Consider the following 22,688-nt stretch of genomic DNA (forward strand, 5'->3'; position numbering starts at 1 on the left):
TACGGAGCCACGATCGTGACAGTGGACCGTGAACGCCGGATCATCGACGACGGCGCCGTCCTGATCGACGGTGGCCTCATCAGCGTGGTCGGTGACAGCGAGGCGCTCCTCGCCGTCACGGATCGGTCCGTCCGCCGAATCGATTGCCGGGGCAAACTGGTGATTCCCGGGCTCGTCGACGCCCACGGACACGCCGGCCACTCGCTGATCAAGACGCTGGGATGTGACAGCCCGACATTCTGGATGCGAACCGTCACACCTGCGTACTTCCACGCGACGACACCGGAATACTGGTATCACGACGGACTGGTGTCCGCGCTCGAACGCGTCCGCGCCGGAGTGACGTGCGGCGTCAGCGTCATGGGATCGCGCCCCCGCAGTGACGATCCCGAGATCTCGCTGGCTCACGCGCGCGCCTACCGCGAGGTTGGAATACGCGACGTGGTGTGTGTCGGGCCGGCGGGTTTGCCGCTGCCCCATCCGGTCACGGACTGGTCCGGCGGAGTTCCGCGGCGACGCGAGGTCGGATTCGACGAGATGCTGTCCGGCGCGGAATCGGTGATCGAGACGGTCGACGGCTACGAGGGCGATCTCACGTCTGTGTTCCTGACACCCTTCACGATCGTCCCCTCGGTCGATCCGTCCCACCCGTCGCGACCCGACGTTGCCACCAATCTCACCGAAGGCGATCGCTACCAGGCGCGCCGGATCAGGGAAGCAGCGGAGCGCTGGGGTGTCCGCATCCACTCGGATGCGTTCGGTGGCATGGTGCGGCTCGCCGTGAAGGACCGGGAGAATGCGCTCCTCGGGCCGGACGTCCACCTGCAACATTGCACGGGCTTGTCTGCCGAGGAGGTCGCGATCCTGGCGGAGACCGGGACGTCCGTGGGACATGCGCCGGGAGGACGTGCGCCGGTTCCTCAGATGCTGCAGGCAGGCATCACCGTTGCGGTCACCACCGACGGGTCGTCGCCGCGGCGTCCGTTCGACCTCCTGCAGGCCGCGCGCGCCGTGCAGGCTGCCAATCAGCTTCTCGCCGACGATCCCTACCTGCTGCCACCGGGCCGTTTGCTCGAGATGATCACGATCGATGCGGCGGCGGTCCTCGGGATGTCCGACGTCATCGGATCCATCGAAGTGGGCAAACGCGCCGATCTCGCGATTCTCGACATGCGCAAGCCGCATCTCGTACCCAACTGGATGCCGGTGCACCGCCTCGTCTACGAGGCGACCGGAGCCGACGTGCACACGGTGATCGTCGGGGGAACGGTCGTCATGGAAGACCGCACCGTGTGCGGCGTCGACGAGACGGAAGCACTGGAAGAGGGAGACCGGCACGCCCGACTGCTCGTCGAACGTGCCGGCCTGGCGCACCACCTCACCGATCCCGGATGGCGAAGCAACAGGCGCGAATTCGACGAGCCGATCGAGGTGACCGTGCCATGACGGAACCGGTGGTCAGGATGACGGCGGCCCACGTCCTGGCCCATCGCGACGGCGATCACATGCTCGTCTCCGACGGGGAGATCGTCTATCGGGGCGCGCGGATCCTGCACGCGGGACGGGGATGGGACGGCCCGGTCGACGAGACGATCGACTGCGGCGACGCTCTGATCATGCCGGGATTCATCGACCTCGATGCGCTGGCAGACATCGATCACGCGCTGCTCGATTCCTGGGCGACACCCGATCTGGCACTCGGGCAGCAGTGGTCGGCCGACTACTTCCGATCGCGGCGGCGCGACGTGTTCGACGCATCCGAGCGTGCGGTCATCCGCGAATATGCTCTGTCGCAGCTTCTTCGGCACGGTGTGACCACCTTCATGCCGATCGCCTCCGAGACCCACAGCAGTTGGGCGGAGACCTGTGACGACATGGTCGAGGTCGCGCGGATCGCGGAGCGTCTCGGAATTCGGGGATATCTCGGCCCCGCCTACCGGTCCGGCGTCAACGTCGTCGACGGTGGACGCCGGTCCGTACTGTTCGACGAGGAACGAGGACGAGCCGGGCTCCGGGATGCCGAGCGCTTTCTCGACTATGCCGCCGACCACGGCGGTGATCTCGTCCACGGCGCTCTGCTGCCCTGCAGGATCGAGACCCTGACAAGGGAACTGATGGCAGCGACCGCACAGCTGGCGCTTGCCCGCGACGCCGTGGTGCGACTGCACTGCATGCAGGGTGGGGTGGAGTTGGCGCTGCTCGACGAGTGGTACGGGATGCGCCCCGTCGAACTCCTCGAAGCGACCGGACTTCTGGCGACGCGTCTGCTGGTGCCCCACGGCATTCATCTCGGCGCGCCGGGCGGTGGCGGGCGGCAGGCCGACCTGCGCCGCCTCGCCGAGGCGGGTGTCACCATCGTGCATTGCCCGATGACATCTATTCGGTACGGAGCCGTGCTGGACTCGTACGACCGGTATCGAACGGCCGGTGTCCACATCGCCCTGGGAACCGACTCGTTCCCCCCGGACCTCGTCCGCGGCATCGACTACGGCACCCATCTCGCCAAACTTGCCGACAGGTCACTCGCGGCGGGTGCCACAGCCGACTACCTCCGTTCGGCGACGCTCGGCGGTGCTCGTGCCCTCGGCAGAACCGATCTGGGCCGCCTGCAGCCCGGAGCGAGTGCCGACCTCATCGTGGTCGATCTCGCCGACTTCGCCATGGGGGTACGCGAGGATCCGCTCCGCACCCTCACGATGAACGGATCGGCCCGCGACGTCCGCCGGACGGTGGTCGCAGGCCGCACCGTCATGGTCGACGGCGTCGTCCTCGGTGCCGACCAGTCGCGGCTGCAGGCTCGCGCACAGGCCCTGTTCGAACGCATGAGGGCGGCGTACAGCGAACGCGACCACCGACGCAGACCACCGGCCGAACTGTTCCCTCCGACCTTCCCCGACATCACGAAAACCACGACACCGAAGAGGTATTCGCATGATCAATCCTGAGCGCTCCCACCTCGTCGAAGGCAGTCACTGGGTCAGCCCGTTCAACTTCGACGCCACCGTCCGGGCGCAGTTCGACTGGCCTTCACCGTTCGCGCTGATCGACAGCACCCTGCGGAAGACGCTTTTCACCGCGGGCGCAACCACGTCGATGGACGGATTCGTCCGGATCGCGGCGGCGCTCGGTGTGGCGGGAATCCGGGAGGAAAGCATCAACATCAACTGGGGTGGCGGAGCGTCACCGCTGCCGCGCGAAGCGGCGCTCGTTCGTGCCGTCGCCGCCCGGGACTTCGGATTCCGGCTCAATGTGTACGCCGACACCCTGTTGTCGGACGGAGAGAACTACCAGCAGGTCGGCATGATGGAAACTGTCGATCAACTGCACGAATGGGGAGTGCGCACGTTCGCGCCGGGCATCGTCCCGGCACCCTCGGCCCCCGCCCGGTCACGTCAGTACCGCGATCTCGAGAAGTTCTTCGAGTACGTGCGTGAGCTCGGTGGCGACGCCACGATCACGCTCGCCAACGTGGGCCGCCGCGACTTCGACGATCTGGTGGCAGCCTGCAACGTCGCCGTCGCGCTCGGTGCGCGGCGACTCGATCTGATGGACTCGACCAGCAGTCTCGGCCCCGAAGCGATGAAACTGTTCGTCCGGACGTTCCGGGAGCGCCTGGTCGAGGACGTGCCGATCACCATGCATGTGCATGACGACTTCGGCCTCGGCACCGCCACGGCCGTCGCGGCCGCGACGGCAGGCGCGAGCCCGGACGTGTCGGTGTCCGGAATGTCCTACCGTGCCGGCTTCGCCGCGCTGGAGGAGGTGGTTCTCGGTCTCGAAATTCTCTACGGCGTCGACACGGGGATCCACGTCGAACAGCTGACGTCCCTGGCACAACTCGTGGCGTCGGAAAGTTCGGTGGGCCTGCCGCCCCTCAAGCCGGTGGTCGGAGGATATGCCCACCTCAAGCACATGCCCGGCGACGTTATCGCTGCGATCACCGGGGGACCGGACGTGTTCCCGCCCGTCTCGTCGTGCGTGAGCCCCGCAGTGGTGGGTGGTCGGCAGGAGTGGGTGTGGGACAGCCTGACCACTGATCGGATGGCCGAGGTCCTGCTGCAGTCGCTCGGACTCGAGGCGAATGCGGAGGAGATCGCGTTCGTCCGCAGCTCGCTGGACGACGCAGTGGCCGCGGTGACGTCCTATCCGCGGTGGTTGAGCGCCGGGGACGCGTCCCGCGTGGCCGAGGAAAGCCTCGCACTCTACCGGCGCGCGAGCGCACATGCCTGACATTGCCGTCGTGACGCTCAACGCGCTGGACGAATCCGCTCTGGAGAAAGAACTATTGATCTGCACGCCGTCGCGGACCTGGGCAACCGCGATGCTGTCCGCACGCCCCTACGTCGACCGTGCGGACCTGCTTGCTGCGGCCGCGGCCGCGTGGCGGTCCATGACGTCCGAGGACGTCGCGATGGCCCTGGAGAGCTATCTTCCGCTTTCGGACCCTCCAGACTCGGCTCATGCCGCAGCCGAGCACTGTGCACTCGTCGCCAGCTCGGCCGGGAGACTCGCCGTGCTGCGTGAGAGGGAGTCCCGGTATCGCGCTCGGTTCGGCTTTCCCGTGGTCATCGCGGCGGAGGGGCTCACTCTCGACCACATCCTGGCGGAGATCGACCGGCGAGTGACCAATGACCGAGTGGACGAGCTGGTCGTTGCACAACGCCACATGGCGGCAATCGGAAAGGGGAGGCTCGCGACATTGATCGCGAAGTGTGAAGAGGACGGGTGAACTGCGATACATTCGAGCCGATGATCAGAACTGTCGAAGCGAGCACCCGGACAACGGCCGACCGGTGGTACGACAGCTTCCACGCAGCGGCCACCGTCCTGGAGTCGTTCGGTTCCGGGCACGATCCGGTGGACGCCTGCCGCTGCGTGGCGGTGGTGTCGACGGATCTCGGTGCCTGGGTCTTCGAGGGTGATCCGAGGTCGACGGTGGATGCCTTCATCCATGCCGTGGAACGGGCGATCGTCGCCGGCGGGCAGGCGTTCGTGCTGGGATGTGCCGCTGTGAGGGGGACGGATCAGCGGGTCGTGCAGACGCTTCGGGTTCCCGGCGGCGACAGGATGGCCGCGGCCGCCGCGATGGCGCGCGAACTCGTCGCCGATACGCAGGAGCCGATCAGAACAGCACCGGGTCGTCGAAACCGGGAGTGTGCTCGAGGGCCAGCAATTCGCGTTTGGTGAGGGTGCCGCCACCGGCGGAGAAGCCGCCCACCTGCCCGCCCGCGGCGAGGACGCGATGGCACGGGATCACGACCGGCAACGGGTTGCGGCCCAGCGCCTGACCGACGGCCTGCGCGGCGCCCGGCTTGCCGAGTTCCGCCGCGATGTCGCCGTAGGTGAGGGTGGTGCCCGGGTCGATCGCGCGGGTGATGTCGTATACCTGGCAGTCGAATTCGGGCACCCCCTCGAAGTCGAGGTCGATCCACCGCAGATCGTCGAGTGCGCCGCCCAGATGTTCGCGTATTCCGTCGACGGCCTGCTGGACCGGCGCGGGCGGTTGGTGCTCCACTGCGTCCGGGAAGCAGTGTTCGAGACGCTGCCGCGTGGATTCGGGTGAACCTTCGGGTAATTGCACACCCACGATCCCCGCGGCCCGCCACGCGATGGCGCAGGTGCCGAGGGCGGTGTCGAACAGGGCGATTCCTGTGGTCACCAGCCCAGTATGCCTCCGACCTCCGACACATACCGTCCGCGAACCGCGGTCGGCGGACGTTCGATCAGCGGCCGCGGCCGCCGGAGCACTGACGTCCCGGATCAGGCCAGTCCAGATCTTCTGGACTGCTCGACTGGTCGGGAAAGATGCCGCCGAGGGGTGCGCCGATCCGGAACTGCTCCAGGCGAAATACGCCCTTACCTCCCTCTTTGGGGCCGAAATGTGCGACCGCCGCGGCCAGAAGGGCCATGCACAGGAGCGTGATCAGTGTCGTCATGGATCCGAGCTTCGCGAGAACTGGCTTGGAGTTGAATAGCCAAGTGGTTGATACTGGACTGCATGATGACTCGTGTACTCGGAGCACGCTCCCTGGCCAGGGACCTCGGCAACTGGCAGGACGACAGCGGCCGCCGCTCGGCGGCGCGACCCGCCTACCGGGCACTGGCCGAGAGCATCCGCCTGCTCGTGCACGACGGCCGCATCCCGTTGGGTGTCGCCTTGCCGAGCGAACGCGAACTGGCGTCGGTGCTGGAGCTGAGCCGGACCACGATCACGTCGTCGTATTCGGTGCTCCGGGACGAGGGGTATCTCATCAGCAGGCAGGGGTCGCGCAGCACGGTCGCGCTGCCGCTCGGGGCGCGGCAGAGCGGGCTGATGTTCCGGGCGCACCAGCCCGGGTCCGACGGTGCGGTGGTGGATCTCAGTTACGCCGCGATGGCCGCGCCCGCCGAAGCGGTCGAACAGGCCTACGCCTATGCGCTGCAATCACTTCCGCAGTTCCTTCCGACGCACGGAATGGAGCCGGTGGGCATCGGCGCGTTGCGGGACGTGATCGCGGCCCGCTACAGGGCGCGGGGACTCGAGACCTCACCCGAGCAGATCATGGTCACGTCCGGTGCCCAGCACGCGCTGCGGCTGCTCCTCAACGTGTTGACGGCGCCGGGGGAGCGGGTGCTGGTCGATCACCCCACGTACCCCAACGCGCTGGAGGCGATCCGCAGGGTCGGTGCGCGACCGGTTCCGGTTCCCGTCCGTCCGGAGGGCGGTGCGTCCGGGGCGTGGGATCTCGACGGGATCCGCAGCGCCGCCCGGCAGACCGCGGCCCGGATGGCGTATCTGATTCCGGACTTCCACAACCCCACCGGGCTGTGCCTGGACGAGTCCGGGCGGGCCGAGCTGGCGCGAATTGCGCGCGACACCCGCATGACGCTGGTGGTGGACGAGACGATGGTCGACCTGTGGCTCGACGAGCCGTCACCGGGTCCGGTCGCGGCGTACGGAAGGGGAGTGGCGAAGTCGGAGGTCGTGACGATCGGGTCGGCGGCCAAGTCGTTCTGGGGTGGGCTGCGCGTCGGCTGGATTCGTGCGGATCCGGCGCTGATCACCCGGCTCGCCGGGGCGCGAGCGGCGGTCGATCTGGGGACACCGGTGATGGACCAGCTCGCGGCGGCGCATCTGCTCTCCGACGACGACCTCGTTCTCGCGCGTCGCCGTGCGGAGCTGCGGGAACAGCGGGGCGCGATGCTCGACGCGCTCGCCGACCGCCTCCCGGACTGGATCCCGACCATCGGTTCGGGAGGGATGTCGCTGTGGCTGCGGATGCCCGCGCCGGTCTCGACGGCGCTGGCGGCGACGGCCCCCAACTTCGGGGTGCTGCTGGCGGCGGGACCGCGGTTCGGGGTGGAGGGCGCGTTCGAGCGGTTCGTCCGGCTCCCGTACGCGCGGACGTCCGACGAGTTGCGCCGCGGCGTCGACGGCATCGCGGCAGCGTACGAGACGCTGGCCGTCGACCGTGAGCTCGCGGAACCGTCCCTCGTCGTCTGAGCAGGTGAGTGGCAGTGCGTGCGCGGGCACGCTTTGCCACTCACCTGGGGGTCAGGTCCAGACGGTGTCGATGTCGACGCCCTCGCGGGCCGGCGGGGTGGGAGCGCCGGCGGGGGTGCGGGAGAACCGCGGTGCCGGGGCGTGCTGGGTGACGCCGTCGAGGTCGATCAGCGACCCGCGGGCGGCGATGTGCTCGTTGGACGGCGCCTCCGAGAACGTCAGCACCGGCGACACGCAGGCGTCGGTGCCGAGGAAAATGGCAGCCCATTCGTCGCGCGTCTTCGACAGGAACTTCTCGGCGAAGACCTTCTTCATCTGCGGCCACGCCGACACGTCCATCTGCTGCGGCAGTTCGGCGGGGTCGAGTTCGAGGCCCTGCAGCAGCAGGGCGTAGAACTGCGGCTCGATCGAGCCGACGGCCATGTACTTGCCGTCGGACGTCTCGTAGGTGTCGTAGAACGGTGCACCGGTGTCGAGCAGGTTGACGCCCCGCTCGTCGGACCAGACGCCGCGGCCGCGGAACGCCCACATCATGTGCGACAGCGCCAGCGCGCCGTCGACCATTGCCGCATCGACGACCTGCCCCTTGCCGGACGACTGGCGTTCCACCAGCGCGGACAGGATCCCGAAGATCAGGAACATCGAACCGCCACCGAAGTCGCCGACCATGTTCAGCGGCGGCACGGGACGCTCACCCTTGCGGCCGATGGCGTGCAGGACGCCGGTCAGCGAGATGTAGTTGATGTCGTGGCCGGCGGCGCTGGCCAGTGGACCTTCCTGGCCCCAGCCCGTCATCCGTCCGTACACGAGCCGCTCGTTGCGCTCGAGGCAGACGTCCGGGCCCAGGCCCATGCGCTCGGTGACACCGGGCCGGAAGCCCTCGATCACGACGTCGGCCCGCTCGATCAGCCCGAGTACCTTCTCGACCTGCTCGGGGTCCTTCAGGTTGGCCTCGACGACGCGGCGGCCGCGCTGGATCTGGTCGTACGGACCGTCCGACGGGATCACTCCGGGGCGCTGGACGCAGACCACGTCGGCGCCGAGATCGGCCAGGAGGGCGGCGGCGTGCGGGCCGGGTCCGAGGCCTGCGAATTCGACGACGCGAATGCCCGCGAGGGGGCCCTTCTTCTCTGAAACTGGAGCAGACACGCGAGTTCCTCATTCCGGTGCGAGACGACCTGTCGAATCGACGTTAACTTGCGGTCGCCGGGCCGTGTGCCCCGGGTCACGGGATGCCGCCGCGGGTGACCCCGCACTCTTGCCTGTCCACGGGTGCGCGGGGCACAGTTGATTCATGAGTCTTCAGGGTGAGCTCGTGAGTTTCGTGGCCAGCACCGACCTGGACGTCTCGGAGATGTTCTACGTGGAGACCCTGGGGCTGACGCGCGTCTCGCGGGACGAGTTCGCGTTGGCCCTCGACTGCAACGGGGCCTTGCTCCGGGTCACGCTGGTGCAGGCGAAGGCCGACACCGGGTACACGGTGCTGGGGTGGAAGGTCGCCGATCTGAACGGGGTCGTCGATTCGCTGCGCAGCAAGGGCATCGAGTTCACCGAGTATCCGGGGATGGATCAGGACGAGCACGCGGCCTGGCTCGCACCGGACGGCATCCGGGTCGCGTGGTTCCGGGATCCGCACGGCAATGTGCTGTCGCTGTTCGAGGATCCGAACTGACGAGCGTCAACTGCGGCCGACGAGCAGTGCCTCGGTAGCGTCCCACAGCCGCGCGGCGAGTCCGGCGTCCCGTGCGTCTTTGCCGGGCTGAACGACCTTGCAGCCCTTGACGTACTGGCCGGTGAACTTGCCGCTCTCCGTCGCGGTGGCGGTCCACACCGCGGTCTCCGCTGCCTTGGCGACCTCGGCCATGAACGGTGTCAGGAGTGTGCCCACCACCTGGTGGCCGAACGGCAGACCCCGGCCGAGGGCGGTGCCGCGGACGAATCCGGGGTCGGCGCAATTGACGACGAGCCTCGCGGGATCGGACCGGCGCGCCAACTCTCGGGTGAACAGGGCCAGGGCGAGCTTGGAGTTGTTGTACGCGCGCTGGCCGTGGAACGTGTCCTTCGCGCCGTCGAGGTCGTCGAAGTCGAGGCTGCCGCCGCGATGTCCCGACGAAGTGATGTCGACGATCCGCGACGGACGCCGGTAACCGGCGGCGTCGGCGGTCGACGCCCGCGCCATCGCCGGAGCCAGTGTCGTCGCCAGTACGAACGGCGCGAGGTAGTTGACGGCGAACGTCTCTTCGATTCCGTCCACCGTCAGCCGGCGCTGCCCCACGTCGACGCCCGCGTTGTTCACCAGCACGTCGATCCGCGGGAACCGATGCAGCAGTTCCCCGGACAGCTTGCGGACCCGATCGAGCGAGGACAGATCCGCCAGCGCCGAGTTCAGCCTGTCGCGGTCCGCGCTCTCGGACAGGTCGGCGATCGCCGCGTCGATCCTGTCCTGGTTCCGGCCGACCAGGACGACGGTGGCGCCGCGCTGTGCGAATTGGCGGCAGGTCTCCAGGCCGAGGCCCGAGGTGGCGCCGGTGACCACCATGGTGCGGCCTGCGAGGTCGTTCGACTCGGTCATTCTCGCCTCCCGAATGCAGGTCTCTACGAGAGTAGGGCAACCGGGAGGGGCGCAACGGGGAACGAGCCGACGGTCCCGCTATCGCCGGTGCTCGTACCCCAGCCAGGCCCGCCGGCGCTCACTGAGCGGATCGTTCTCCACCCTGCTCGTGTCATCGATGACCAGCGTCTCCCGGCGTTCCGGCGAGTACCGCGGCCAACCGGGTACGGGCGTCCCGTGGCGGGCGAAATGCAGCCAGTGCGACTGGACGGTGTCGGTGACGGCCCGCAACCCGCGGCGTCCGCCGAGCACGGTGAGCAACCGCGACCACGGCCCGGTCAACCCGAACACCGCGTACAACTCCGTGGCGTGGGTGGCCCCCAACCCGAGGACGTGCAGCAACCGGGGTGCGAAGTCGTACCGATAGCTGTAGGTCGGGGCGACGGTCGTGTGGCCCTGCGCGCACAGGACGGACGGTTCCCAGAACGTCACGTCGCCGCCGAGGTCCGCGGCCGCCCGCCGGCGTGGATAGCCGGGGTAGGCGGCGATGGCCCGCTCCTTCACCGACGCGTCCACGTGCGAGAACATCTTGTCGATCCGGGTGGGATCGGTGGGCAGGATGTTCAGGAACCGGGGAAAGACCCTGCCCTCGTGGCGGTTCGTGCCGATGATCAGCGGAACGGGATGCCCGGATCCGGTCGCGAAACTGTCGAGCGGGTGGGTGGGAAGGAAGAAGCCGTCGACGACGGGGGCGAACGCGCGGGTTCCGGGTTCCTCGTCGGCGCCCCGGTGCGCCAGCGTCGTCCCCGCCGCGACGAAATCGGCCGGGTCGGCGGTCTCGAGCCACGTCGCGGCCTCGGACAGCGGGACCCCGGCGATCTCGAGGAATTCGCGCGACCACCGCGCCGCCCGGTCGGGGTGGTAGGCGGAGGCCACCGGCGGGCTCTCGGCGATGGCCCGCGCGAAGAGGCCTTTCGCGGCGGGGGTGGTCATCAGGGTGGTGACGGCGTTGGCGCCCGCGGATTCGCCGAAGATGGTGACGTTGTCGGGGTCGCCGCCGAATTCGGCGATGTTGCGCTGCACCCATTCGAGTGCGGCCACCTGGTCGCGGAGGCCGAGGTTGGAGTCGAAAGGTCTTTCGGGGGTGGAGAACTGGGTGAAGTCGAGGTAGCCGAGGGATCCGAGTCGGTAGTTGATCGACACGTACACGATGTCGCCGCGGCGGACCAGCGACTGTCCGCCGTACAGCGACGAGGACGAGGTTCCGCCGGAGTAGGCGCCGCCGTGAATGAACACCATCACCGGTCGCGGCGTCGCCGATGGTGAACCGGGGGCAAGCACGTTGAGGGTGAGACAGTCCTCGTCGGTCCCGCTGCCCTGCGGTGCGGGGGACCCGAAGTAAAACGCCCGCCGGACCCCCGACCACGGTTCGACCGGGTGCGGGGCCCGCAATCGCAGCGGCCCGACCGGGGGCGCGGCGTAGGGGATGCCCCGCCACGCTGCCAGGTCGTCGATCCGGCGCCCTCCGACGGCGCCGGCATCGGTGTGGACTTCCAGACCGCTCACAGGCCCTGCCCGTGGTAACCCGCGTACCCCTCCCATGCCAGCCTGCGCTCCCGGCGCGGGTCGTCCTGGACGGTGGTGACGGTGTCGAACACGAGTGTTGCCCTCCGGTCGGTGTCGTACTTCGGCCACGACACCAACGGTGTTCCCCGCGAGGCGAAGTGCAGCCAGTGTCGCTGCACATTATCCGTCACGTCCTTCAGGCCGCGTCGTCCGCCCGGCAGGGTGAGGCCGCGGCCGATCAGCGTGTCGGCGACGTCGAACACGGCGAACAGTTCGAACCCGTGCGTGGCGTCCAGACCGAGCCACTTCATCGCGCGCGGCGCGAAATCGAAACGGTAATTGAAGGTGGGGGCGTACGCGGAATGGGCCTCGGCCAGTTCGATCGACGGCCTCCAGAACGTCAGGTCGCCGCCCAGGGCGACGGCGGCGTCCGGTGCCGGGTAGCCCGGATACGCCGCGGTGACGCGCGCCTCGGCGGCGGGGTCGGTGAGTGCGAACATCCGCCCGATCCGGTCGGGGTCCGTCGGCAGTGCGTCGAGGAATTTCGGGAACAGAGTGCCCTCGCTGGCGTTGGTGCCGATGATCAGCGGAACCCGGTGCGCCGAGCCGTCGGCGAACGCGTCGAGCGGCGGCTTCGGCAGGAAGTCGCCGTCGATCACGGGTCCGAACGGGTGCAGTCCCGGCGTCTCCGAGAGCACCTTTGCACCGAGACGGTTCCCGGCCCGGCCCAGGGCCCCGACGGGTGACGACGCGAGCGCCTCTGCGGCAGCGCCGGGTTCGGCTCCGAGCAGCGTCACGTAGTCGGATGCCCACCGGGCGGCCCGGTCGGCTGTGGTGACGAGACCGGGTGCGGAACTCTCCGAGATCGCCCGCGCGAAGAGGCCTTTCGCGGCGGGGGTGGCCATCAGGGTGGTGACGGCGTTGGCGCCCGCGGATTCGCCGAAGACGGTGACGTTGTCGGGGTCGCCGCCGAATTCGGCGATGTTGCGTTGCACCCATTCGAGTGCGGCCACCTGGTCGCGGAGGCCGAGGTTGGAGTCGAAAGGTCTTTCAGGGGTGGAGAACTGGGTGAAGTCGAGGTATCCGAGGGATCCGAGTCGGTAGTTGATCGACACGTACACGATGTCGCCGCGGCGGACCAGCGACTGTCCGCCGTAGAGCGCGGTGGCCGACATGCCCAGCGTGTACGCGCCGCCGTGGATGAACACCATCACCGGGCGCGCGCCGGACGTGCCGGGCCTGGCGAGCACGTTGAGCGTCAGGCAGTTCTCGCTGCTCGGCTGATATTTGCCCGGCCGCAGTGCGGTGAACTTCTTGTGCTGCACGGCGGCGTCGCCGAACTCGATGGCGTCGAGCTCACCGGACCACGGCGTGACCGGCTGGGGTGCGCGCAACCGCAGCGGACCCACCGGGGGAGCGGCGTAGGGAATTCCCCGCCACGCGACCAGGTCGCCGACGCGCCGGCCCCGGACCACCCCCGCGGTCGTCCTCACCAGCGTGTCGGTCGTGAGAGTGTCAGACGCCATGCCGGCGACTATACGGAGACCGCCTGAGGAGACGCTGTCATCCGCCGGGGTGTTCCGTCCCGGGTCAGCGCCGCGCCTCCAGCAGTCGCAGCCACACCTCGCTCACGGTCGGGTACGACGGGACCGCGTGCCACAGTGTGTCGAGCGGCACCTTCCCGACCAGCGCGACGGTGGCGGCGTGGACGAGGTCGGCGACATCGGTGCCCGCGAACGTCGCCCCGACCAGGGTGTCGGTGGCCCGATCGACCACGAGCTTGGCGTGACCGCTGAAATCGTCGCGGGACAGGGACGAGCCGGCGACGGCGATGTCGACCTCCACGGTCTCGACGTCCACGCCGGCGTCGCGCGCCTCCTGCTCGGTGATCCCGACGGCCGAGACCTCCGGATCGGCGAACACCACCTGGGGGACCTGCCCGTGGTCGGCGGTGGCCCGGAATCGGGAGCCGTCCAGCGGCCTGCCCTCGGCGCGGGCGGCGATCACGTCTCCGCACACGCGGCCCTGGTACTTGCCCATGTGGGTGAGCAGCGCGCGACCGTTGGCGTCGCCGACGGCGTACAACCACTCGTCGGCCGTCGTCAGATGGTCGTCGGTGGTGAGGTATCCGCGGGAGTTCAGCAGCCGCGCGTCGAGGCCGAGCGACGACGTGGCCGGCGTGCGCCCGGTCGCGACGACGATCTCGTCGACGACGAGCGGGTCCTGCCCCGCCACGTCCAGGGTGACCGGACCGCCGTGGATGCGGCCGATCCCGGTGTCGCGGGCGTCGGCCCGTTCGACGCCGCGAAGGTCCGCGCCGAACAGGATCCGCGCACCCTTCTTCTCCAGGTTGCGGGCCACCCGTTCGCCGGCGAACGGCTCGTTCTTCGGGAGCAGCGCCCGGCCGCGGACCACCATCGTCAGTTCCTGGGCGCCGAGGTCCAGCAGCCACGTCGCGCTCTCACAGGCCACGACGCCGCCGCCGATCACGGCGACCCGGCGCGGAATCTCCCTCATGTTGGTAGCGTCCCGCGAGATCCACGGCAACGCCGCCCGCAGGCCGGGGGTGTCCGGGACGGTAGCGGTCGTCCCGGTGGCGACCACGACGGCGTGCCGGGCGCGCAGCTCGCGGGAATCGCCGACCGTCACCGTGCGGTCCCCGGTGATCCGTGCCGATCCCCGGATGACGTCGATCCCCGCCGCGTCGGCCCACATCACCTGCGACGAGTCGTCGTGGTTGTTGGTGAACGAGTCGCGGCGTGCCAGCACGGCGTCCACGTCGAGCGGCCCGGCCGACACCCCGGGCATGTTGCGGGCCGCGCCGAGGACCTCACCCGGACGCAGCAGCGCCTTGCTGGGCATGCAGGCCCAGTAGGAGCATTCCCCGCCGACGAGTTCGTGCTCGATCAGCGCCGCGGTGCGGTCGCTGCCGGCGATGGCGTAACTCGCCGCGTTCTCACCCGCGGGACCGCCGCCGATCACGATGACATCGAACTCTTCCGCGCCGCTACCGGAGTCAGTCATACCTGTAACCGTAAGCCGGTCGGTGTGCGATGTCAGAGGTTCCGGCGGGCCTCCCGCGTTGTTACCGCCGAGTAGATACTGTGTCGGGATGACACGGCAGAAGATTCTGATCACGGGCGCGAGCTCCGGGCTCGGCGAGGAGATGGCCCGCCGGTTCGCGGCGCAGGGCCGCGACCTCGCACTGTGCGCGCGCCGCGTCGAACGACTCGAGGCCCTACGCGACGAATTGCGGACGTCGCATCCCGGGATCGCCGTCGCCGTCCGCGAACTCGACGTCACCGACCACGACGCCGTCGTGCGGGTCTTCGGTGAACTGCGCGACGAACTCGGCGGACTCGACCGCGTCGTCGTCAACGCCGGACTCGGCAAGGGCGCCAGGATCGGAACGGGCCGGGCCGACGCCAACCTCGCCACCGCCCGCACCAACTTCGTCGGCGCCCTGTCGCAGTGCGAGGCGGCGCTCGGCATCTTCCGCAAGCAGAACTCCGGGCACCTGGTGCTCGTGTCCTCGGTCAGCGCGGACCGGGGTCTGCCCGGCCCGAAGGCAGCATACTCGGCGAGCAAGGCGGGGGTGTCGGCACTCGGCGAGGCGCTGACCGCGGAACTGCGGAAGAGCCCGATCGTGGTGACCACGCTTCTTCCCGGGTACATCGCCACCGACATGTCGAGCAAGGCCGGCGACAGTTCCGCGCTGACGGCAACCCTCGGCGACGGCGTCGACGCGATGGTGTCGGCCATCGAGAAGGAGACGAACCGCGCTGCGCTGCCGGGCATCAAGTGGCGGGGAATCGACGTCGCATTGCGGTTCCTTCCTCATGCGTGGACATCCCGGTTCGTGTAGGACTGACCTATGACGACCGCCCAGGAATCCTCGTCCCTCGGCCTGCAGCGTTCGCGACCGCGGGTCGTCATCGTCGGGGGAGGGTTCGGCGGCATCTACGCGGCCCGCCGGCTCCGCGGCGTGGACGTAGACGTCACCCTGCTCGACCGCGGAACCAGCCACGTCTTCCAGCCGCTGCTGTACCAGTGCGCGACGGGCCTGCTGTCCGAGGGCGAGATCAGCAGCCCGCTGCGCCACCTGCTGCGCGGGGTCCGCAACGTGCACGTCGCCCTCGGCGAGGCGCAGGGCATCGACGCGGTCGGCCGGGTCCTGACCGCGAGTCGCTTCGACGGCTCCACGTTCGAACTTCCCTACGACTACCTGATCGTCGCGGCGGGCATGCGGCAGGCGTACCACGGGCACGACGAATACATCCAGTGGGCGCCGGGGATGAAGACCCTCGACGACGCACTCGCCATTCGCCGAAAACTGATCTGCGCCTTCGAGATGGCCGAATCGCTGCCCACCGCGGAGGAACGCAGGCCGTGGCTGACGTTCGCCGTCGCGGGCGGGGGACCCACCGGCGTCGAACTGGCAGGCCAGATCCGGGAACTCGCAATGCACGCCCTCGCGAACGAATTCCAGTCCATCGATCCCTGCGAGGCCCGGGTGCTGCTGTTCCACGGCGGCGACCGCGTTCTGCAGTCGTTCAACCGGAAACTGTCCGCGGCGGCGCAGCGGACCCTGGACAAGGTCGGCGTCGAGACGCACCTCGGCGTGCACGTCACCGACGTCTGCGAGACCAGCATCGAGACCACGGCCAAGAACGCGGCCCGCACCAAGAAGCGCTACGGGGCCCGCACGGTCCTGTGGACCGCGGGCGTCGAGGCCGTGCCGTTCGCCGCCGCTCTCGCGAATGCGCTCGGCGTCAAGCAGATTCAGGGCGGGCGCATCGCCGTCGAACCCGACCTCACGGTGCCCGGACACCCGAACGTCTGGGTGATCGGCGACCTGATGTCGCTGAACGACCTCCCCGGCGTGGCCGAGGTCGCGATGCAGGGCGGCAGGCACGTCGGAGGATGCATCGCCCGCACGATCGAGGGCGGAACACCCGACCGCAAACCCTTCAAGTACCGCGACCTCGGCAGCGCCGCCTACATCGCCCGCAGGCACGCACTGCTCCAGGCCGGTCCGATCCGGATGTCCGGGTTCCTGGGCTGGGTGTCCTGGGGTGCCATCCACATTGCGTTCCTCGCCGGGTACCGCAACCGGTTCGGCACCCTGCTCAACTGGGCGGTCACGCTGGCGTCGCGGACGCGACGGGAGCGGGCGATCACGTACGGCGATCCGGAGTCGGCGCGGCAGCCGTACACCGATCTCACGACCGAGTCCATAGCCGTTACCAGGCCCGAGCGGTGAGCGCGTGCCGGGCGAGGACCTCGCCCGCCCGCTCGCGGAGGGCCGCGCGGTCCGGGCTGTCCAGCGACTCGAGCGCGAGGGAGTAGCTGCCGCCGAAGCGGCTGAAGTAGGCGGACAGCCGGGTGCGGCTGGTCACGACACCCGGGTGCACGGCGCGGGTCGCGATGCCAGTGGTCCGGTGACCACCGATCGTGACGAGCGCGTCGGGCAGCGGTCCGATGTTGGAACACAGCACGTCGCGCTCACCGGGGTTGCCGGTGAGGGCGTGCGCCACGCGGTCGGGCACCAGTTGCAGCATCTCCTCCGGGAAACCGGCCGGACTCGTCATCGCGGGTGAGGAGAACGCCGCACGGCTTTTCGCCCGCACGTCCCCGACAGTGTCCTTCGGGGTCACGTCCACCTCGACAACGGCGACGGAATTCGCGGTGCCCGTCGGGTCGCCTTGGCCGCGCAGATCCATCGGCACGCTGATCGTCAGCGGCCGGGTCTCGCCGCCCCGCCGCGCCAACTCGGCCACCACGGCCAGGAACAGGCTGTTCGGGGTGCCGCCTGCCTGCTCCGCGACGGCGTCCCACCGCTCGGCGTCCACGTCCAGCACCACCCCCACAGGTGAGTGGGAAAGTGTGCCGGGGGACGCTTTGCCACTCACGTGCAGGAAGCGGCGCAGTTCCGCGCGACGGGACCCGCTGACCACCAGGCCGGCGACCGCGCGGGCCGTCCCCTCCGTCACGCGGCGCGCGAGCCGGGTGGCGTCCCACATGTCTGCGACCGCGCCTTCCGCGCCACCCCCGTCCGACGTCGGCACGCCCTGCAGGGCCGCCGCGATCGCGGCCGCCAGTCCGCGTGCGTCCGCGATCACGTGGGAACACACCAGCGACAGCACCGTGCCCCCGCCGGCCGGTCGTGCGCAGGCCAGCCGCCAGCCCGGACCGCGCTCGGGGTCCACCGGCAACGAGGCCTGCTCGTCCGCCCAGGCCAGGACCGCGCCTGCCTCGATCTCCGCGTATTCGACGGGAAAGGCGTCCGCGCTCGGCTCGAACCGGGGCCTCGCGCCGGGGACCCGCGGGCGCACCACCCGCCTACCCAGAGGTCCCCGCGCGAGGTCGGCGATCAGGGAATCGAGCGTCGCGGCGTCCACCCGGCCGTCGGTGCGCCACAGTCCCTGCATCACGATCGGCGTTCCCCACCCCCGGTGGGTGCGCAGGAACATCTCGTCGACGACGCTCAATCGGGCGCTCACCAGCGAAGTGTACGACCGGTTGCGTCGGTCGCCGGAGGTCGGCCTCTGGACAACCGGCGCATACTGGAAGTGCAGCGCTGTACGGGACCGCACACGGAGAACACCATGGTTAGCGTCGAGAAATGGAAGGTGTGGGGTTCCGTCGTGGAGGTCGACGTCACCGAGGGCGCTGCCCTTCCGGAGGCCGCGGCGCTGATCGCGGCCGTCATCGACGAGGCCGAATCGGTCTGCGACATCCACCGCGGCGACGCGGAGATCCACGCCGTCAACCTGTCCCAGGGTGCGCCGGTCAAGGTCAGCAGGCGGATGTCCGCGCTGCTGCGTTCGGCGCTTTGGGCGGCCCGGATGACCGACGGGGTGGTGAACCCGCTCGCCACCGAATCCCCCGACGAGGACCTGATCCCCACCGTGCACCCGGAACCCAGTTTCCTCGACGTCCAGATCGACGACGATGTCGTGTTCGCGCCGTGGGGCGCGTCGTTCGACATCACCGACACCGCCAAGGCGGACACGGTGGATCGGGCGGCGGAACTGGTCGCCCGGCAGCTCGAGTGCGGGGCCGCCGTCCGCATCGGCGACGTCATCGCGACGGCCGGACACTGTCCCGCCGGCGGCTGGCAGATCCCGGTGCCCGGCGACGGCGAGGTCGAACTGGTGAACGGGACGGCGATGGCGACGGCGGTCGCGCCGCCGGTCACCGAACCACCCACCACCACCGAATGGGAGACGGTGACGGTGATCGCCGACGACGCACTCTGGGCGTACGCGGCCAGTGTCGCCGCCCTCGCCCGCGGCATCGGCGCGATCCGGTGGATCGAACAGCATGAACTGCGCGCCCGGCTGGTGGACCGCTCCGGCCGGGTCTACACCACCGAGAGCTGGTGAATCAGGCCCGTCCGCGTTGACGGCGGTACCAGCGCACCAGGCTGTCCGTCGACGAATCGCTCTGCGCGGCGGGTTCTTCCACGGCGGTGAGCACCGGCTGCAGCTCCACGGCCTGGGTTTTGCCGAGTTCGACACCCCACTGGTCGAACGAGTCGATGCCCCACACGACACCCTCGACGAACACCTGGTGCTCGTACAGGGCGATCAGCTGCCCGATCACCGACGGCGTGAGCTTCGGCGCGAGGATCGTGGTGGACGGCCGGTTGCCGGGCATGACCTTGTGCGGCACCAGCTCTTCGGGGGTGCCCTCGGCCGCGATCTCCTCGGCCGTCTTGCCGAACGCCAGGACCTTCGTCTGCGCGAAGAAATTACTCATCAGCAGGTCGTGCATACTGCCCGTGCCGTCGGCGGTGGGCAGGTCGTCGGTGGGCTCGCCGAAACCGATGAAATCGGCAGGCACGAGCCGCGTGCCCTGGTGCAGGAGCTGGTAGAAGGCGTGCTGCCCATTGGTTCCGGGTTCGCCCCAGAAGATCTCACCGGTGGACGCGGGGACGGGGGAGCCGTCGGCGCGCACCGACTTGCCGTTCGATTCCATCGTCAACTGCTGCAGATACGCCGCGAACCGCACGAGGTCGTTGGAATACGGCAGCACGGCACGGGATTCGGCGCCGAAGAAGTTCGAGTACCAGAGTCCGATCAGGCCGAGCAGGACCGGCGCGTTCTCCTCGAGCGGCGCCGTCCGGAAATGCTCGTCCACGGCGTGGAATCCGGCGAGGAACTCTGCGAAACGTTCCTTGCCGATCGCCGCCATCACCGACAGTCCGATGGCGGAATCGACCGAGTACCGGCCGCCGACCCAATCCCAGAATCCGAACATGTTGGCCGTGTCGATGCCGAACTCCGCCACCCGGTCCGCGTGGGTCGAGACGGCGACGAAATGCTTTGCAACCGCTTCGTTTCCGAGACCCAGGCCGCCGAGAAGCCACCGCCGGGCGGCCGTGGCGTTGGTGAGCGTCTCGAGGGTCGAGAACGTCTTGGACGCCACGATGAACAGGGTGGTTGCCGGGTCGAGGCCGTTCAGGCTGCGCACCAGGTCTGCGGGGTCGACGTTGGAGATGAACCGGACGCTGATGCCGGCGTCTGCATAGTGCCGCAGCGCGCGGTACACCATCACCGGGCCCAGATCCGATCCGCCGATGCCGATGTTGACGACGGTCTTGATCCGCTCGCCCGTCGCGCCGCGCCATTCGCCGGAGCGCACCCGATCGGTGAAGTCGCCCATGCGATCGAGGACGTCGTGGACGTCGGCCACGACGTCCTGACCGTCGACGACGAGAGACGCGTCGGCAGGCAGCCTCAGCGCGGTGTGGAGGACGGCGCGGTCCTCGGACGTGTTGATGTGCTCGCCCGCGAACATCGCGTCACGGCGGGCCTCGAGGTCGACGCTGCGCGCCAACTCGAGCAGCAACCCGATCGTGTCGCGGTCGATGCGGTGCTTGCTGTAGTCGATGTACAGGTCGCCCGCCGAGACGGTGAGTTCCTGTCCGCGTGCCGGGTCCTTCTCGAAGAGCTCTCGAAGATGGACGGTCTGAATCTGGGCGTGATGATCACGCAATTTCTGCCAGGCCGCGGTTCCGGTGATGTCTGAGCTCACGAGATTCGAGCTTAATGCCCGCGCGTCGAAACTTCCGTGCGAACTTCGGTGCGGCGCATGATGGACGTCATGGATGCTGTCGAACTCATGCGAACCGTTCCCACGACCCTCTTCCTCGGTGGCGAGAAGCGCGACGCCGAGAACGGTGCCACGTTCACCGTTTTCGACCCGGCCACCGGCGACGCCCTCACCGAGGTGGCGGATGCCAGTCCGGGCGACGCGATGAAGGCGCTCGACGCCGCGGTGGCGGTTCAGCGGGAGTGGGCGGCGACCCCGGCACGGGAGCGCGGGGAACTGCTGCGCGCGGTGTTCGAGAAGATTACCGCCCGGGCCGACGACTTCGCGCTGCTGATGACGCTGGAGATGGGCAAGGCGCTGCCGGAGAGCGCGGCGGAGGTCAAGTACGGCGCCGAGTTCTTCCGGTGGTTCAGTGAGGAAGCGGTGCGCATCGCCGGCCGCTACACCCCGGCGCCCGCGGGGAACGGGCGCATCCTGGTGACCAAGCAGCCCGTCGGGCCGTGTCTGGCGATCACGCCGTGGAACTTCCCGCTCGCGATGGGCACCCGCAAGATCGGGCCCGCCCTGGCCGCCGGCTGCACGATGATCGTCAAACCCGCCTCCGAGACGCCGCTGACGATGCTGCTGCTCGCCGAGGTCATGGCCGACGCGGGACTGCCGAAGGGCGTGCTGTCCGTGCTGCCGACGTCGAAGTCGGGCGAGGTGACCGGTCCGCTGATCGACGACCCGCGACTGCGGAAGCTCACGTTCACGGGCTCGACCGGGGTGGGGCGGATGCTCGTCGAGAAGTCGGCGAAGGGGCTGCTGCGCACCTCGATGGAACTCGGCGGGAACGCGCCCTTCGTGGTCTTCGACGACGCGGACGTCGACAAGGCGGTGGCGGGCGCCCTCCTCGCCAAGATGCGCAACGGTGGCGAGGCCTGCACCGCGGCCAACCGGTTCCACGTCGCGAACAGTGTGCGGGAGGAATTCACCGCCAAACTCGTCGACAAGCTGTCCTCGTACAAGCTGGGCCCCGGCACGGACAGCGACACGACGCTCGGCCCGCTGATCAACGCGGACCAGCTCGAGAAGGTCGGGGAACTGGTGCAGGACGCCGTCGGCGCGGGCGCCCGGGTGCGGCTCGGCGGCGTCGCCCCGGAAGGTCCCGGCTACTTCTACCCGGCGACGGTGCTGGACGAGATTCCCACCCAGGCGCGGATCCTGAAGGAGGAGGTATTCGGGCCGGTGGCCGCGATCGCCGGGTTCGACACCGAGGAGGAGGGGATCGCCGCCGCCAACGACACGGAGTTCGGGCTGGCGGCGTACATCTTCACCCGCGACCTGGATCGTGCGCTCCGGGTGGCCGACGCCATCGAATCGGGCATGGTCGGCGTCAACCGCGGGGTCATCTCGGACACCGCTGCCCCCTTCGGCGGCGTCAAAGCGTCAGGCTTCGGGCGCGAAGGGGGCAGTGAAGGCATCGAGGAGTACCTGGAGACCAAGTACGTAGCACTCGAACCGTGACGACCGTCGTCGGGGGACGGGCGGCCGTTTCGGGAAACTCAGTGACCGAGGCGGCCGCGCCCGAGGCGCAGCAGCAGCATGGCGAGCGTGTGGCCTTCCTGGCCCAGCTCGTTGAACCGCTCGAGCACCTTCATCTCACGGCTGTGGACGAGGCGGGGACCGCCGGACGCCATCCGGGTGCGCCCGATGAGCTGCGAGACCTCGGCACGGCGCTTGATCGCGGCGAGAATCTCGGCGTCGAGCTTGTCGATCTCCTGGCGGAGAACCTCGATCTCGGCCTCGCTGGTGGGCACAGCGGTTTCCTTGGCGGCTGAAGCGACGGTCTGAGTGCTCATTGGTTCGTCTCCCTCTTGTCAGAACTTGGATCGTTGTTTTGGCTCGAGTCGTTACCGATCCAGGCTCATTTGACGAAAAAAGCCCCGGATCCGGTGCGGACCTCGGGGCTCGTGAGCTGTTCAGTTCACGGGCACCGGAGGCCGGTACCCGTAAAAAAATCGCCACAGGGGGCGCGACGGCGGACTG

20 protein-coding genes are annotated in these 22,688 nt (G+C 69.1%); 10 read left to right on the top strand and 10 right to left on the bottom strand.

The window, feature by feature from the left end:
- Positions 1–15 precede the first annotated feature (15 nt).
- The 4 genes from I1A62_RS38045 to I1A62_RS38060 are packed head-to-tail and all read left to right on the top strand — an operon-like array spanning position 16 to position 4,729.
- Positions 16–1,446 (top strand): amidohydrolase family protein, encoded by a 1,431-nt coding sequence (locus I1A62_RS38045; protein ID WP_257890644.1) that lies wholly within the window; start codon positions 16–18, stop codon positions 1,444–1,446.
- The gene (locus I1A62_RS38050) at positions 1,443–2,945 is read left to right on the top strand and encodes a chlorohydrolase family protein (protein ID WP_257890645.1); all 1,503 of its coding nucleotides are present in this window, start codon (positions 1,443–1,445) and stop codon (positions 2,943–2,945) included. Before I1A62_RS38045 ends, I1A62_RS38050 begins: the two co-directional genes overlap by 4 nt.
- Positions 2,932–4,230 (top strand): 2-isopropylmalate synthase, encoded by a 1,299-nt coding sequence (locus I1A62_RS38055; protein WP_219457441.1) that lies wholly within the window; start codon positions 2,932–2,934, stop codon positions 4,228–4,230. The genes I1A62_RS38050 and I1A62_RS38055 overlap by 14 nt, the downstream gene beginning before the upstream one ends.
- Positions 4,223–4,729 carry a 2-oxo-4-hydroxy-4-carboxy-5-ureidoimidazoline decarboxylase gene (locus I1A62_RS38060; RefSeq protein ID WP_219457442.1) on the top strand — a complete coding sequence of 169 codons (507 nt, stop codon included), beginning with the start codon at positions 4,223–4,225 and terminating at the stop codon, positions 4,727–4,729. Before I1A62_RS38055 ends, I1A62_RS38060 begins: the two co-directional genes overlap by 8 nt.
- A gap of 393 nt (positions 4,730–5,122) precedes the next feature.
- Here the strand turns inward: I1A62_RS38060 and I1A62_RS38065 are convergent, their stop codons facing one another.
- The gene (locus tag I1A62_RS38065; protein WP_124389182.1) at positions 5,123–5,659 is read right to left on the bottom strand and encodes a methylated-DNA--[protein]-cysteine S-methyltransferase; all 537 of its coding nucleotides are present in this window, start codon (positions 5,657–5,659) and stop codon (positions 5,123–5,125) included.
- A gap of 64 nt (positions 5,660–5,723) precedes the next feature.
- Entirely contained in the window at positions 5,724–5,936 is a 213-nt protein-coding gene (locus I1A62_RS38070; protein ID WP_257890646.1) for a hypothetical protein, read from the bottom strand.
- A gap of 62 nt (positions 5,937–5,998) precedes the next feature.
- Between I1A62_RS38070 and I1A62_RS38075 the strand changes: the two genes are divergently transcribed.
- Positions 5,999–7,483 (top strand): PLP-dependent aminotransferase family protein, encoded by a 1,485-nt coding sequence (locus tag I1A62_RS38075; protein ID WP_219457447.1) that lies wholly within the window; start codon positions 5,999–6,001, stop codon positions 7,481–7,483.
- Positions 7,484–7,534: 51 nt separating this feature from the next.
- On the opposite strand, the gene I1A62_RS38080 is transcribed toward I1A62_RS38075, so the two are convergent.
- Complete coding sequence (locus tag I1A62_RS38080; protein ID WP_219457448.1) at positions 7,535–8,632, bottom strand: CaiB/BaiF CoA-transferase family protein; 1,098 nt, start codon at positions 8,630–8,632, stop codon at positions 7,535–7,537.
- Positions 8,633–8,777: 145 nt separating this feature from the next.
- On the opposite strand from I1A62_RS38080, the gene I1A62_RS38085 reads away from it, so the two are divergent.
- On the top strand, positions 8,778–9,155 hold the full coding sequence (locus I1A62_RS38085) for a VOC family protein (RefSeq protein ID WP_124389186.1): 378 nt from the start codon (positions 8,778–8,780) through the stop codon (positions 9,153–9,155).
- A 6-nt stretch (positions 9,156–9,161) separates the two neighbouring features.
- Here I1A62_RS38085 and I1A62_RS38090 read toward each other — a convergent pair whose 3' ends face one another.
- From I1A62_RS38090 to I1A62_RS38105, 4 genes are all read right to left on the bottom strand, one after another.
- Positions 9,162–10,055: an SDR family oxidoreductase gene (locus tag I1A62_RS38090; protein ID WP_219457450.1), complete on the bottom strand. Its 894-nt coding sequence runs from the start codon at positions 10,053–10,055 to the stop codon at positions 9,162–9,164.
- Positions 10,056–10,133: 78 nt separating this feature from the next.
- Positions 10,134–11,600: a carboxylesterase/lipase family protein gene (locus I1A62_RS38095; protein WP_219457452.1), complete on the bottom strand. Its 1,467-nt coding sequence runs from the start codon at positions 11,598–11,600 to the stop codon at positions 10,134–10,136.
- Complete coding sequence (locus tag I1A62_RS38100; RefSeq protein ID WP_219457453.1) at positions 11,597–13,126, bottom strand: carboxylesterase/lipase family protein; 1,530 nt, start codon at positions 13,124–13,126, stop codon at positions 11,597–11,599. The genes I1A62_RS38095 and I1A62_RS38100 overlap by 4 nt, the downstream gene beginning before the upstream one ends.
- Positions 13,127–13,190: 64 nt before the next feature.
- A complete protein-coding gene (locus I1A62_RS38105) occupies positions 13,191–14,624 on the bottom strand; it encodes an NAD(P)/FAD-dependent oxidoreductase (protein WP_219457455.1) in 1,434 nt (477 codons plus the stop codon).
- A gap of 88 nt (positions 14,625–14,712) precedes the next feature.
- Here I1A62_RS38105 and I1A62_RS38110 point away from each other — a divergent pair, with 88 nt between their 5' ends.
- Together I1A62_RS38110 and I1A62_RS38115 are read left to right on the top strand one after the other, a co-directional pair.
- On the top strand, positions 14,713–15,465 hold the full coding sequence (locus I1A62_RS38110) for an SDR family oxidoreductase (RefSeq protein ID WP_219457457.1): 753 nt from the start codon (positions 14,713–14,715) through the stop codon (positions 15,463–15,465).
- Between the two features lie 9 nt (positions 15,466–15,474).
- Positions 15,475–16,863, top strand: coding sequence for an NAD(P)/FAD-dependent oxidoreductase (locus I1A62_RS38115; protein ID WP_124389192.1), 1,389 nt, complete (start codon positions 15,475–15,477; stop codon positions 16,861–16,863).
- Here I1A62_RS38115 and I1A62_RS38120 read toward each other — a convergent pair.
- Positions 16,844–18,103 carry a hypothetical protein gene (locus I1A62_RS38120; protein WP_219457459.1) on the bottom strand — a complete coding sequence of 420 codons (1,260 nt, stop codon included), beginning with the start codon at positions 18,101–18,103 and terminating at the stop codon, positions 16,844–16,846. The two genes, I1A62_RS38115 and I1A62_RS38120, sit on opposite strands and share 20 nt — an antisense overlap.
- Positions 18,104–18,208: 105 nt before the next feature.
- Between I1A62_RS38120 and I1A62_RS38125 the strand changes: the two genes are divergently transcribed.
- A complete protein-coding gene (locus I1A62_RS38125; protein ID WP_072937332.1) occupies positions 18,209–18,988 on the top strand; it encodes an FAD:protein FMN transferase in 780 nt (259 codons plus the stop codon).
- Between the two features lies 1 nt (position 18,989).
- Here the strand turns inward: I1A62_RS38125 and pgi are convergent, their stop codons facing one another.
- Complete coding sequence (gene pgi / locus I1A62_RS38130; RefSeq protein ID WP_219457461.1) at positions 18,990–20,642, bottom strand: glucose-6-phosphate isomerase; 1,653 nt, start codon at positions 20,640–20,642, stop codon at positions 18,990–18,992.
- A gap of 69 nt (positions 20,643–20,711) precedes the next feature.
- Between pgi and I1A62_RS38135 the strand changes: the two genes are divergently transcribed.
- A complete protein-coding gene (locus tag I1A62_RS38135) occupies positions 20,712–22,166 on the top strand; it encodes an NAD-dependent succinate-semialdehyde dehydrogenase (RefSeq protein ID WP_219457463.1) in 1,455 nt (484 codons plus the stop codon).
- 38 nt (positions 22,167–22,204) lie between these two features.
- On the opposite strand, the gene I1A62_RS38140 is transcribed toward I1A62_RS38135, so the two are convergent.
- On the bottom strand, positions 22,205–22,501 hold the full coding sequence (locus I1A62_RS38140) for a chorismate mutase (protein ID WP_005238528.1): 297 nt from the start codon (positions 22,499–22,501) through the stop codon (positions 22,205–22,207).
- Positions 22,502–22,688: the final 187 nt, after the last annotated feature.

The organism is Rhodococcus sp. USK10, from assembly GCF_019378875.1.
GTDB classification, from domain to species: Bacteria; Actinomycetota; Actinomycetes; order Mycobacteriales; family Mycobacteriaceae; genus Rhodococcus_F; species Rhodococcus_F pseudokoreensis.

Bases quoted from the DNA above. Each gene is read 5' to 3' on its own strand.
- I1A62_RS38060 (WP_219457442.1), top strand. From the start codon at position 4,223: ATGCCTGACATTGCCGTCGTGACGCTCAACGCGCTGGACGAATCCGCT.
- I1A62_RS38100 (WP_219457453.1), bottom strand. From the start codon at position 13,126: ATGGCGTCTGACACTCTCACGACCGACACGCTGGTGAGGACGACCGCG.
- I1A62_RS38135 (WP_219457463.1), top strand. From the start codon at position 20,712: ATGGATGCTGTCGAACTCATGCGAACCGTTCCCACGACCCTCTTCCTC.
- I1A62_RS38140 (WP_005238528.1), bottom strand. From the start codon at position 22,501: ATGAGCACTCAGACCGTCGCTTCAGCCGCCAAGGAAACCGCTGTGCCC.
- I1A62_RS38050 (WP_257890645.1), top strand. From the start codon at position 1,443: ATGACGGAACCGGTGGTCAGGATGACGGCGGCCCACGTCCTGGCCCAT.
- I1A62_RS38085 (WP_124389186.1), top strand. From the start codon at position 8,778: ATGAGTCTTCAGGGTGAGCTCGTGAGTTTCGTGGCCAGCACCGACCTG.
- I1A62_RS38105 (WP_219457455.1), bottom strand. From the start codon at position 14,624: ATGACTGACTCCGGTAGCGGCGCGGAAGAGTTCGATGTCATCGTGATC.
- I1A62_RS38090 (WP_219457450.1), bottom strand. From the start codon at position 10,055: ATGACCGAGTCGAACGACCTCGCAGGCCGCACCATGGTGGTCACCGGC.
- I1A62_RS38070 (WP_257890646.1), bottom strand. From the start codon at position 5,936: ATGACGACACTGATCACGCTCCTGTGCATGGCCCTTCTGGCCGCGGCG.
- I1A62_RS38125 (WP_072937332.1), top strand. From the start codon at position 18,209: ATGGTTAGCGTCGAGAAATGGAAGGTGTGGGGTTCCGTCGTGGAGGTC.
- I1A62_RS38055 (WP_219457441.1), top strand. From the start codon at position 2,932: ATGATCAATCCTGAGCGCTCCCACCTCGTCGAAGGCAGTCACTGGGTC.
- I1A62_RS38115 (WP_124389192.1), top strand. From the start codon at position 15,475: ATGACGACCGCCCAGGAATCCTCGTCCCTCGGCCTGCAGCGTTCGCGA.
- I1A62_RS38110 (WP_219457457.1), top strand. From the start codon at position 14,713: ATGACACGGCAGAAGATTCTGATCACGGGCGCGAGCTCCGGGCTCGGC.
- I1A62_RS38075 (WP_219457447.1), top strand. From the start codon at position 5,999: ATGATGACTCGTGTACTCGGAGCACGCTCCCTGGCCAGGGACCTCGGC.